Annotated in this window: 11 protein-coding genes and 1 pseudogene; 6 read left to right on the top strand and 6 right to left on the bottom strand. The window is 71.6% G+C overall.

The window, feature by feature from the left end:
* Positions 1 to 32: 32 nt before the first annotated feature.
* The 3 genes and pseudogenes from ACIBQX_RS42870 to ACIBQX_RS42880 all read left to right on the top strand — a co-directional run bounded on the left by ACIBQX_RS42870 (position 33) and on the right by ACIBQX_RS42880 (position 2,149).
* Complete coding sequence (locus tag ACIBQX_RS42870) at positions 33 to 866, top strand: enoyl-CoA hydratase/isomerase family protein (RefSeq protein WP_397015118.1); 834 nt, start codon at positions 33 to 35, stop codon at positions 864 to 866.
* Positions 867 to 1,102: 236 nt separating this feature from the next.
* Positions 1,103 to 1,558, top strand: coding sequence for a serine hydrolase domain-containing protein (locus ACIBQX_RS42875; protein ID WP_397015120.1), 456 nt, complete (start codon positions 1,103 to 1,105; stop codon positions 1,556 to 1,558).
* A pseudogene (locus ACIBQX_RS42880) lies at positions 1,480 to 2,149 on the top strand (serine hydrolase domain-containing protein). Before ACIBQX_RS42875 ends, ACIBQX_RS42880 begins: the two are co-directional and overlap by 79 nt.
* 243 nt (positions 2,150 to 2,392) lie before the next feature.
* Here ACIBQX_RS42880 and ACIBQX_RS42885 read toward each other — a convergent pair.
* From ACIBQX_RS42885 to ACIBQX_RS42900, 4 genes are all read right to left on the bottom strand, one after another.
* Positions 2,393 to 2,875: a nitroreductase family deazaflavin-dependent oxidoreductase gene (locus ACIBQX_RS42885; protein WP_397015122.1), complete on the bottom strand. Its 483-nt coding sequence runs from the start codon at positions 2,873 to 2,875 to the stop codon at positions 2,393 to 2,395.
* A gap of 3 nt (positions 2,876 to 2,878) precedes the next feature.
* Positions 2,879 to 3,415, bottom strand: a complete 537-nt coding sequence (locus ACIBQX_RS42890; protein ID WP_397015124.1) for a TetR/AcrR family transcriptional regulator — start codon at positions 3,413 to 3,415, stop codon at positions 2,879 to 2,881.
* 144 nt (positions 3,416 to 3,559) lie between these two features.
* A complete protein-coding gene (locus ACIBQX_RS42895; RefSeq protein ID WP_397015126.1) occupies positions 3,560 to 5,827 on the bottom strand; it encodes a haloacid dehalogenase-like hydrolase in 2,268 nt (755 codons plus the stop codon).
* Between the two features lie 243 nt (positions 5,828 to 6,070).
* Positions 6,071 to 6,400: a DUF418 domain-containing protein gene (locus tag ACIBQX_RS42900; protein WP_397015128.1), complete on the bottom strand. Its 330-nt coding sequence runs from the start codon at positions 6,398 to 6,400 to the stop codon at positions 6,071 to 6,073.
* Positions 6,401 to 6,495: 95 nt separating this feature from the next.
* Here ACIBQX_RS42900 and ACIBQX_RS42905 point away from each other — a divergent pair, with 95 nt between their 5' ends.
* Both ACIBQX_RS42905 and ACIBQX_RS42910 read left to right on the top strand, forming a co-directional pair.
* The gene (locus tag ACIBQX_RS42905) at positions 6,496 to 6,660 is read left to right on the top strand and encodes a hypothetical protein (RefSeq protein ID WP_397015130.1); all 165 of its coding nucleotides are present in this window, start codon (positions 6,496 to 6,498) and stop codon (positions 6,658 to 6,660) included.
* Positions 6,661 to 6,843 (top strand): hypothetical protein, encoded by a 183-nt coding sequence (locus tag ACIBQX_RS42910; protein ID WP_397015132.1) that lies wholly within the window; start codon positions 6,661 to 6,663, stop codon positions 6,841 to 6,843.
* On the opposite strand, the gene ACIBQX_RS42915 is transcribed toward ACIBQX_RS42910, so the two are convergent.
* Positions 6,840 to 8,066 carry a glycosyltransferase gene (locus ACIBQX_RS42915; protein ID WP_397015134.1) on the bottom strand — a complete coding sequence of 409 codons (1,227 nt, stop codon included), beginning with the start codon at positions 8,064 to 8,066 and terminating at the stop codon, positions 6,840 to 6,842. The genes ACIBQX_RS42910 and ACIBQX_RS42915 overlap by 4 nt on opposite strands.
* Positions 8,067 to 8,175: 109 nt before the next feature.
* A complete protein-coding gene (locus ACIBQX_RS42920; RefSeq protein WP_397015136.1) occupies positions 8,176 to 10,203 on the bottom strand; it encodes an ArnT family glycosyltransferase in 2,028 nt (675 codons plus the stop codon).
* 232 nt (positions 10,204 to 10,435) lie between these two features.
* On the opposite strand from ACIBQX_RS42920, the gene ACIBQX_RS42925 reads away from it, so the two are divergent.
* Positions 10,436 to 11,315: serine hydrolase domain-containing protein (locus tag ACIBQX_RS42925; RefSeq protein WP_397015138.1), on the top strand; the 880-nt coding region annotated here is incomplete at its 3' end.

Genomic DNA, 11,315 nt, shown 5'->3' on the forward strand with positions numbered 1-11,315 from the left:
GCCGTCGCCGCCTCCGGAACGGAGTTACCGGCGTGAGCCAGCCCACTTTCCCCACCCTGCACGTGACGCGCGACCGCGGTGTCGTCAAGGTCGTCATCGACAACCCGCCCGTGAACGTGCTCAGCCTGGCGATGATGGCCGACCTGATGACGCTGCTGACCACGTTGCGGGAGGACGAGACGGCCAAGGTTGTCGTGTTCGAGAGCGCTGACCCAGAGTTCTTCATCGCCCACGTCGACATGACGCTCATCGACGACGAGGACGCCACCGCCGACCCGACCGCCGGGGCGCCGGCTGGACTCAACGTCTTCCAGGCACTCGGCGAGGCTTTGCGCACCCAGCCCCAAGTGACGATCGTCAAGCTGGCCGGGATGGCTCGTGGTGGAGGGGCCGAGTTCGTCGCGGCGGCCGACATGAGTTTCGCGGCGATCGGCCGGGCCGGGCTCGGCCAGATGGAGGTGCTGGGCGGCATCGTGCCCGGTGGCGGCGGCACGCAATACCTGCTCGGCCGGGCCGGCCGCAATCGCGCGCTGGAGATCGTCCTCGGCGCGGACCCGTTCGACGCGCAGACGGCCGAACGCTACGGCTGGGTCAATCGCGCGCTGCCTGCCGACGAGATCGACGCGTTCGTCGACCGGCTCGCCCGTAACATCGCGGGCCTGCCGGACGGCACGATCGCGGCCGTCAAGAGCGCCCTGCCGCCGCAGGACATGGCCACCGGGATGCTGCGCGAGCACGAGGCGTGGGCGAGCCAGTTCGTCCGGCCCGCCGCGGAGAAGCTGCTCCGCGGCGCGCTCACGGCAGGTGCCCAGACCCGCGACGGCGAGCGGCGCCTGGAGCAACTGCTGCGCTCGGTCGCGCTCTGAGAAACGCAGCCGACCGGCAGCCTGGTCAGAGCCCTGGCGCAGGAACCGGGGCTCGCCGGTCAGGACGCCGTGGCCGCGCAGCGGGCTCAGGCCGCCCGTCCCCGATTTCGACCGGATCGCTCCCACCGGTTCCGACGAACAGCCGCCCGTCTGCCACAACGCCGCAGATCGCTTGCCCTGAAGGTGGAGCCCGTTCCTCAGGCCCCGGTCCGCGGAAGTGGCACAGAGGTGCGACCGTGGCCGCCGGTGCCCCCGGTGTCCTGGCCCGGATCGACGACGACCGCGGGACCTGGATCGGCGCCAGCGGGACCGCCGATCTCGACACCCGGAAGCCAGTGCCGCGCGAGGCACGATTCCGTGTCGCCAGCGTGACCAAGAGCATGGTCGCCGCAATCGTGGTGCAGCTGGCCGAGGAAGGCAGGCTGAGTCTGGACGAGCCGATCGGCAAGTGGCTGGCCGGCGAGATCGACGACGGCGACCAGATCACCGTGCGGGAGCTGCTGAACCACACCGGCGCCTGGCCACCTACGACCGCGCCGCCGAGTTCGACGACCCTGAGCAGTACGGTCAGCGGACCTACTCGCCGCAGCGGCTCATCGACGAGTCCGAGCGGCTGCCCCAGCCCGAGCGCGGCCGCTTCTCCTACTCCAACACCGGCTACATCGCGCTCGGGCTGCTCGTGGAGAAGGTGACGGGTCATGAACTCAGCGCTGAACTCGACCGGAGGATCTTCCGTCCGGCCGGGATGACGCGCTCCTACCTGCCCGAGACCTGGGACGGCATCCGTGGCCCACACGCCACCGGCTACTACCTGCCCACGGGCGCCGACCCGAGCCTTCCGGGCTCACTGGCGTCCCATCACCCGGCTGAACCCGTCCTTCGCCTGGGCAGCGTACGGTGTGGTCTCCGACGCCCGCGACCTCAACCGTTTCTACCGAGCGCTCTTCGACGGCCGGCTCGTCAGCCGGAAATCGCTGGCGCAGATGCGCACCGGCGTCGCCACGCCGCAGGCCCCGGTCTTCCCCCGGTACGGGCTTGGGCTGGAGACGGTGGGACTCACCTGCGGCGAGATGTGGGGCGCGACCGGCTCGATCCCCGGCTACGTGACTTTCAGTTTCGCCGATGCCACCGGGGGGCGCCGGATGACGCTGTCGGTCAACGTGCAGCGCAACGATCCGGCGGTCGCGCCCATGCTGCTGGCCGTCGTAGACGCGTTCAACCGCTATTTCTGCGGCGAGCCGTACGCATTGCCGGCTGGGGGTCCGGAGGCATCGTCGGCGTAGTCGGCCGGCGAGAACGGGCGTGCCGCGTTGGGCCAGGACCGAGCTGCTCGCGCACGCTGTCCCGGTGTCCCGCCCGCTAGGTCCAGCACGCTAGTGACCTCGGTGGCACTGGTGACAAGGCAGCTGCCCGCGACGACCGGGTCGACGATGGCGTGTGCGGTAGAGGCGCTGGCGAGCAGGGCTGCGGCCGTCAAGCCGGCAGCGGCGAGCAGGTGGGTAGGGCGAGGCAGCTGCTGATCCTTGTCAGGTCTCGGTCGACCTGGGGATGAATCGTACGAACGGAACGAGCCGGCCGACCTCACGGTAATCCCGCACGCTGCCGTCCACCTCGAACCCCATGATCTTGGAAAGCCGGCGGGCGGCGGCCGGGTGGCGCGGCGCGTACCGTGCCATGAGCTCCGCGCCTTCGTCGGCGGGCAGTGGGGTGGCCGTCACCGGCAGGGTGCGACCGCCGACCTGGATGGTGACGTCCGGGGTCTTCATGACGTTCTGGTACCAGTCGGCGCGTGGCCCGAACCCGGAGGCCGCCACCCAGCCGCGCTCATCGTGCTCGACCACCTCGATGACCGCCTGGCGCGGCCGGCCGGAGACGCGGCCGAGGTGCGTGAGCAGCATGATCCGCTGCCCCAGCAGCGGGCCCAGCCCCAGCCGGTACAGCTGGATGGGCAGGCGCCACAGCCTGCGGCGCAGGCCCGTCGGCGGGGCGGGCTTCTGGATGATCCGCATGGTTCAGTCCTTTCCGTTCCTGAGCAGGTCCGCCACCCCGGTGAGCGCCTCACCGACCGGCAGCTCGTGGTCGATCATGTAGTGCAGCATCAGCCCGTCGATCAGCGCCGCGACCAGCGTGGCCACCCCCGTCGCCCGTTCGGGCGACCATCCGGGACGCAGCTGCCGGATCCGCCCGGCGAGCTGGGTCCGGGCCTCGCGCAGCTGGTCACGCAGCACCTCGCCCAGGGCCGGGTCGCGGGTGGCCCCCGCGAGCAGCTCCGCGGCCAGCCGCGCCGTCCGCTCGTCACCGGTGGTCTCCGGCAGCAGGCGGTGTACGGCGGCCAGCGCCGCCCATTCGTCCGCCGCGTCGAGAAGCTCGGCGACCAGGGGGTTGATGACCAGCTCCCCCGCTCGCCGGATGATCGCCGCATGCAGCCCCGGCAGCCCGCCGAAGTGGTAGTGGATCAGGCCGGCGTTGGTGTCGGCGCGCTCGGCCACCCCACGCGTGGTGACGGCCTGCCAGCCCCCCTCGCACAGCAGCGCGATGGCGGCGTCCACCAGTTGCTCTCGACGCCGGCTCCCCCGGACTGAACTTGGCCGATCGCCCAACTTAGCCATATGGCCAAGTTAACACATCGCCGCCTCTTCGCGGCTTGCCCTCGACGCGAGGGGGTGGATGCGTGTTGAGCCGGGTCAGCCACATCAGTCCGGCGGTGGCCGGTTCGCTTGGAGGTGGGCCAGGGCCAGCAGGACGTAGTGGTCGGCCAGGACCGGGATGTCGTAGGGCAGGGGGCGGGGGGCGGCCTGGTCGGTGATCGAGGTGTAGCCGCCGTCGGTGTCCTGCCGGTCGAGCAGGTAGCGGATGCCGCGGTCGATGCCGCCGCGGTGGTCTGCGGGGCCGAGCGCGAAGAGGGTGTAGGCGGTGCTGATCGGATCGCTGGGGCGGCCGGGGATCTGTCCCCATCCGCCGTCGGGGTTGGCGGTGGTCCACAGCCGTCGTCGGGCCGCGGCGATGGCGGGGAGCACGCGGCCTGCGTGCGTGCCGGGATTGCGCCGGTAGGCGGTATGCAGCGCGTGCATGGTGTGGGACATGGCGTTGGCTTCGCTGAGGCTCCAGCTTCGCTCGAAGGTGCCGTCGGGGCGTTGGGCGGCCAGGAGATATCCGGTCGCACGGTCCAGGGCCGGGCGGTGCGCCCATGCGTAGGGAGCAAGTGCGGCCACGGCGTTGGCCGTCATGGTGACCTCGCAGGGCTGGCCTGGCAGGTAGGTGGGAAAGCCGCCGGAGGGATCTTGCAGGGTGCTCAGGTTGCGCCGGGCGCGGCCGATGGCCTGCTGGTAGGCGGCCGGGTCCACATCGTGCAGGAAGCGCAGGACATGGGTGGTGGAGTCGGTGTCGGTGGTCCGGACGCCTTCGGCGTAGGCCCAGCCCCCGTCCGGTCGCTGCTGAGCGGCCAGATAGTCGCCCATCGCGGTGAGGATGCGCGCCGGGACGCCGGCGCGGGCCAGCGCCAGTCCCGCGGTGACGGTGGCGAAGACCTCCTCACTGGCGATCATGGGCATGCCGCCGTCGGGGTTCTGGCAAGCGGCCAGGTGACGCACCCCCTGGCGGATCACCGGATGTCCGGGCAGCACGCGGTTGAGGGCCAGCAGGGCGAACAGGTGCGAAAAGGCGAACTTCTCCCACACCCCGTGTCGCTGGCCCTGCTCGGTACGGTTCAGCAGCCGCTCGGTCAGCTCGGCCGGGACCGGATCGGCGGTGTTGAGCAGGTGGATGGCCATCAACCGCAGCGCTGTCCAGGCAACCTGGCCATGGTGCTCGAAGGCGTCGGAGTCGGCTCGCACGCTGAACGGTTCGGGGCCGACGAGCGCCAGGACGGAGACCAGGGCGAGCTTGTTACGGGCCGAGCAGGGCTGGCCGGCCCCCTCGCAGGCGTGCTCGGCCAGGCGTTCGGGGTCACGCGCGGGTACGCCGTGCAACGTGGCGTCGATGACGGCGCGGTCGTAGTCTCCCGCGTCGGCCCTGGCGCGCTCCAGATATGCCCGCAGCGCCTGCTGCGTGCGGGGCTCCAGCTTTTCGCGGCGCGTCAGCGTGAGCATGAGAGCCGATTCGCAGACCCTGCTCGCGCAGCGGCCCACGACCACCGAGCGACGGTCCATCTGCCGGAGTACATGCTCGCGCAGCCGCCGGATCGCGCTGGTCAGTTCGGCTGGTGGCACGGCAGTCACCGGACGGGCAGGGCCGCCCGCGTGGTTGCTCGCGCGGCCCGGGACGGGCGGAAGATCGAGACTCATCCGCTCGCGCAGGGTGGCGGCCACGTCGTGACGGTCGCAGACCGTCCACTCCCCCACGTCCGGGTGAGCCAGCAACGCCGGAGAGGGCTCGAAGGCGACGCGATGCCCAGCGCGCTGCAGCAGTGCGAGATCCCCCAGCGTGTTGCCCATGGCCATCGAGGCGGGCCAGTCGATCGGATCGCCCCCGGCCAACTCCATCGCCGCGCTCACCTTGGCCCCCGGCATACCCGGTGCGGTCCGGCCCGTGTACAAGCCGTCTTCCGCCACGAACCGGACACCTCGATAGAGAGCAACGCCGAGCTCGGCGGCCAGGTGGGCCACCAGCATCTGCGGCCCGCTGGAGATCAGCATCGGGACGTAGCCCGCGTCCCGCAGTGCCGCGACCAGCAGCCGGGCGAAGGGGAACACCCGGCCGCGTTCCTTTTCCCACACCTGTTCGGCGACGTGCGCGACCCGTCGGCAGACGACATCGGTCAGCATCGCCGCGAACAGGCTCGACATGCGCTCGGCGACCGCGACGCTTTCCTGCTCGCAACCAGGTATCCGCGCGCCGCATGCGCGCAACCGGGCCAGGCGATCCGGCGGGCTCAATCCCGCCGCCACCAACTTCGCCGGCATCGCCTGCGCCAGCGCGCCGGGAAACAACGTGCCGTCGACGTCCAGGACCGCGATCTTCACCTACGGACTCCGTTCACGAATCGGTCGCCGCCGGCCACGGCCCGCCTCGATGGTCATCGTTCCGGTCGGTTGACCACGGACACCGCCAAATGAACGGCCGCGGTCGCGCGTCGGCCCGGAGCCTGGCCGATCAACACCCCGCAGCGCACCGAAGGTAACGTGACGCGTTGGCTCCGTGACATACCGCGACGGTGACGGGTGCGTCACCAGCGACACAGAATGGGCATCACAGACGGCAGACGCCTACACCACGCGGTGTGCTTCTGGCGTACTCCGGCCGAACCCGTACGTCAGCCGCCGCAGCGCGGTCTCCGCCGGGCCGCGCCGACCCGTACCGGACAGTGCCGCCGCCAGCACCACTGTCCCCAGCCAAGTGAGCACGGCGATGCCGGTCGCGGCGGCGTCGCCGACGCTGGCGCCGAGCCCGCCGAGGTACGGCGTGAACAGCAGGACGAAGACCACCGACTGCAGCAGGTAGCAGGTGAGCGACCACTGGCCGCACGCGACCAGCGCGCGGGTCACCGCGCCGCGCCGCCGCCTGTCGCGCTCCATCCCGGCCGCGAAGAGTCCCACCAGCGCGGCGTACGCGAGCCCGCCGGCGATTCCGGTGACGCTGTGCAGCGCGTACGCCGAGACGCCGAATCGCGTCCGAGGGGATCCAGAGCCGCGTGTCGATCAGCGTCAGCGGCAGCCCGCCGGCGACCGCGATCAGCGTGCCCGCGATGACGGTCCGCGACAACAGTCCTCGATGCGCCGCCGGCTCTTCCAGCAGCCGGCGGCGAGCCGCCCAGATCCCGAGCAGGAAGGCGGGCACGACGCTCATGGCGAAGTAGGTGGGAGTCATCGCGGTCCAGCCGATCATCCGCGTCACGGCGGCCTCGAGCGGATCGGCCATGGCGGCGGGCGTGTCGCCCTTCTCGGCGGTCACGGTGAGCAGCCCGAACAGGGCCATCACCGCGACGTGCAGGACGGCCCCCACGCCGGCGTGGAACACCGGCGGCCGGGATCCTGCCTAGACGGTCCTGCCGAAGACCCACGTACGCAGAAGCAGGAATCGCACGCAGGTGGCGGCCAGGTTCGCCGTCACCAGCACCCCGAACTCCAGCGGCCGGGGCGGCGTGCTGTCGGCGGCGTGCAGTAGGGCGAGGGCGCCGCCCGTCAGGGCGAGGCTCGCGGCGAAGGCGATGAGTCCCTGCGCCTGCTGCCGCCACCACCGGCCCGGCCCACGGACACCGAACGTGAGCCGGCGGTTGAGCGCCGTGTTCGCCACGGCGGTGACGAGGAGGGCGACGAGGTTCGCCGCCTGGGCGCCGGTCGTCCCGCGCAGCAGGGCGTACAGCAGCAGGTAGGCGAGCGTGCTGACGGTTCCGACGGCGGCGAAGCGCAGCAGTTGACCCGGCAGGCCGGCGGGCACGCCCGCCACGGGGAGCGGGGAGCGCCCGAGTTGCTCGCGCAGGCCCGCCAGAGGAAGGCGGCCGGTCGCCAGCGCCCTGGCCAGCCGGGCGATGCCCCTGACGTCGGCCATGATCGTGGGCAGGAGGTCGACGCGGCTGTCCGGGTCGTCGATCCAGTCGACGGGCACCTCGTGGATGCGCAGTCCGGCGCGTTCGGCGAGGACGAGAAGCTCGGTGTCGAAGAACCAGCCGGTGTCCTCCACCAGCGGCAGCAGCCGGGCCGCGACGTCGGCGCGCACCGCCTTGAAGCCGCACTGCGCGTCCGAGAAGCGAGCGGCGAGCGTGCCCCGCAGCAGCAGGTTGTAGCAGCGCGAGATGATCTCCCGCTTGGGGCCGCGCGTCACCCGGGCTCCGCGCGACAGGCGGGAGCCGATCGCCAGGTCGGAGTGGCCGGTGATGAGCGGGGCCACCAGGGGCAGCAGGGCGGCCAGATCGGTGGACAGGTCGACGTCCATGTACGCCAGGACCTGCGCGTCGGAGGCCGACCAGGTGTGCTTGAGCGCCCGGCCGCGTCCCTTGGCCGGCAGCCGTACGAAGGCCACCTCCGGCAGCTCGGCGGCGAGCGCTGCGGCGATCCGCGAGGTCCTGTCGGTGCTGGCGTTGTCGGCGACCGTGATGCGAAAGGGGTAGGGGAAGTCGTCCGACAGGTGGGCGTGCAGACGGCGTACGGACGGTTCGAGGTCGTGCTCCTCGTTGTGGACGGGGACCACGACATCGAGCACCGGGGCGTGGTGACCTGCGGAAGCCGTGGCCGCGACGTGCGTGGGAAGCGTCGAAGGGCTCATGGCCTCACCTTCGGTCCGGCGGCTTTCCCGCAGTTGTGGCCTTGCTGTGGCCGCCCTGTGAATGGGGCGCGACCTGCGGAAATCCGCCTGGCGGCGCTCCGCAGGCCGGTCAAGGGGATGTCAGGTCGTAGACGGTGATGTCGCCGACCGTGGTGGCGGTGAAGGTGGCCTCGACCCAGGCGGAGATCTCCGCGCCGGCATTGCTGCCACCGCGAGCTCCACGGCCTGGTCCCCCGCCAGGTCCGGCGCCTGGGCCGCCGCCGATGAAGTAGTGGATCTTCCGCTCGGACACGTACCTCTGGAACCGCGCCAGCGTGGGCGAGGGGTCGCTGCCGTTGAAGCCTCCGACGGCCATGACCGGCGCGCCGGTGGCCAGCTGGTAGCCCGAGGCGTTCTGGGAGCCGATCGCGGCGGCCACCCACGTGTACGCGGCGGCGTCGCGCTTGAGCAGCGCGACCATGTCCGCGCTCGCCGTGGAGCCGTTGATCAGTCCGTTCATGCCACCGCCGCGCGGCCCGCGCGCCGCCGCACTCCGCCACTCTCCCGGCTGTGGCATGCCGCGCAGCGCGCCGGTCCCGTACGGCCCGAAGCCACGGCCGGGCCCGCCGCGCTCGCCGAAACCGCCCGCCACGGCGGGCCCGGCCGACGGGATGGAGCCACCGTGCGGGGTCGCCGCCGTGTCGATCGCGTACGCCGCGGGCCCGGCCAGGACGACCACGAGCGCCGCCGCCGCGATCGGCCCGGCCACCCGCGCGGACAGTCGTACGGTCACGAGCAGCCCCGCGGCCGTGAGCAGCCCGATGACCAGCACCGGCCAGCGCAGCCACGGCACGAAGGCGTCGCTGCGGCCGAGCAGCTCGAACGACCACCAGCCCGTCACCGCCACCGCCGTGGCGCCGACCAGGGCCGCCCGCGGGTCGGTCCGCCGCCGCCACAACATCACCGCGCCCATACCGGTCACCGCGCCGACGGCGGGGGCGAGCGCGACGGTGTAATAGGCGTGGAAGATTCCCGCCATGAAGCTGAACACCCCGGCGGTGACCAGCAGCCAGCCGCCCCACAGGACGAACCCGGCCCGAGTGCGGTCCGTACGCGCTGTCCGTGCGGTCACGACCAGGCCCGCCACCAGCAGAATGAGCGCTGCGGGCAGCAACCAGGCGATCTGACCGCCCTGCCCGGCGTCGAACATCCGCGTCCAGCCGGTCTCGCCCCAGCCGCCGCCCTGCCCGCCGCCGATGCTGCCGACCTCGTTGCCGTTCAGCCTGCCCAGGCCGTTGTAACCGAGGGTCAGCTCAAGCAGGCTGTTGTTCTGCGAGCCGCCGATGTAGGGGCGCATCGAGGCGGGGACGAGCTCGACGACGGCGACGTACCAACCGGCGGACGCGACCAGCGCGACACCCGCCAGGAGCAGCTGCCAGACGCGCCGGCCCAGCTTGGGCGGTCCCGCGACGAGGTACACCAGCGCGAACACCGGGACCACCAGCAGCGCCTGGAGCATCTTGGCGAGGAAACCGAACCCGACGAAGACGCCGGCCCACACCAGCCACTTCGTCGCGCCGCTCTCCACGGCCCGGACGATCGCGTACGCGCCGGCGACCATGAGCAGCACCAGCAGCGCGTCAGGGTTGTTGAAACGGAACATCAGCACGGCCACCGGCGTCAACGCGGTCGCCGCCCCGGCGATCAGCCCCGCCGCAGGGCCGTACCAGCGGCGGACGGTCGCGTACAGCAACCCGACGGTGGCCACGCCCATCAACGCCTGCGGCGCGAGCAGACTCCACGCGTTGACGCCGAACAGTCGCGCCGACAGCGCCATCGCCCACAGGGAGGCGGGGGTCTTGTCGACGGTGATCGAGTTGGCGGCGTCGGACGAGCCGAAGAAGAAGGCCGTCCAGCTCTGCGATCCGGCCTGCGCCGCCGCGGCGTAGAACGAGTTCGCCCAGCCGGAGGCGCCCAACCCCCACAGATAGAGCACCGCCGTGGCCAGCAGCAGCGCCAGCAGGACCGGGCGGACCCAGGCGGCGTCGTCCGCCCGCCCGCGCAGCCACCCCCTGACGCGCGTCACGCCCCGCGGGCCTGCGGGCGTCACGGGCGTCGGGGGCGTCGAGGGGAAGGTCATCGGTCGCGTTCTTTTCATCCGGTTCACCCGCCAACTGTCGGCCGCCGGCCTGTACGGGACGTGTGCCGTCGCTGTGCGGCGCCTGTGAACCCCTGACCAGGGGCCGGTGGGCTTCGCGCAGCGCTGTCAGCGGCCGTGTCAGGACGGCGACGGCCCGGTATCAGAGCGGTTGGCGATCGTGGACGCCATGAACGGTTCAGCGATCGCGGCTCCGTTCACTTGGTCTTCAGATCCGAAGGAGCGCATCACCATGTCCCTCACCCTTAACGACCAGGACAAGCTCACTCTGCGTACGGCCGCGTGGGGTGCCGTCTCGTTGATGTCGGCCGCTGGTGCCGCCGGCTCGGCGCACAAGGTCGCCACCGAGGGTTCCGTCGCCCTGACCTCCGCGACCGGTGTGGTGGGGCACGTGCTCGCCAAGGCGCCCAAGGGCGTGCAGTACGGCAAGTCCGTGGCCGAACTGGCCGACGTGGTGCTGCCGGCCCTGACGGCGGCCATGAGCCTGCTGCGGCAGCGGGACCCTGCCGAGGCCGACAACTTCCGCAGGACCGTCATCGTCGCCATCGAAGCAGCCGCCCGGCCGCAGAAGGGCGGGCCCAGCCCTGTCGTGGCGGAGATGGCCCGCAAGATCACCGCCGCCCTTGCTATGGACGCTACGGGGCAGGATCGTCCGGAGTTGCAGAAGGTGATCGAGGAGGTGGTCGATGCGGGTTTCGTCGGGGTGTCGTTGCGGGTGCGTGATGAGCGGGGTGAGTGGGCCGGCAGCGCGGGTGCGGCTGAGTTGGGTGGTTCTGTGAAGCCGTCGACGGATGGGCATGTCCGGATCGGTAGTAACACCAAGACCTTCACCGCGACCGTGGTGCTGCAGTTGGTGGCGGAGGGCAGGATCGGGCTGGACGAGGCGGTGGCGGGCTATCTGCCCGAGTTCGGGCTGGACGAGCGGATCACGGTACGGATGTTGTTGCAGCACACCAGTGGGGTGTTCAACTTCACCGGCGATTACTACCCCGAGTTCGTGCCGGGGATCGTCTGGTCGGGCCGGGAGTGGGTGGACGACCGGTTCAGGACCTACCGGCCGCAGGAGCTGGTGGAGCTGGCGTTGTCGAAGCCGGCGCGGTTCGAGCCTGGTA

Source organism: Nonomuraea sp. NPDC049714, from assembly GCF_044465295.1.
Taxonomy (GTDB): Bacteria; Actinomycetota; Actinomycetes; order Streptosporangiales; family Streptosporangiaceae; genus Nonomuraea.

What these genes read in the sequence shown, in the direction of transcription:
- ACIBQX_RS42885 (WP_397015122.1), bottom strand. Translation starts at nt 2,875, where the DNA reads ATGCGGATCATCCAGAAGCCCGCCCCGCCGACGGGCCTGCGCCGCAGG.
- ACIBQX_RS42915 (WP_397015134.1), bottom strand. Translation starts at nt 8,066, where the DNA reads ATGAGCCCTTCGACGCTTCCCACGCACGTCGCGGCCACGGCTTCCGCA.
- ACIBQX_RS42920 (WP_397015136.1), bottom strand. Translation starts at nt 10,203, where the DNA reads ATGAAAAGAACGCGACCGATGACCTTCCCCTCGACGCCCCCGACGCCC.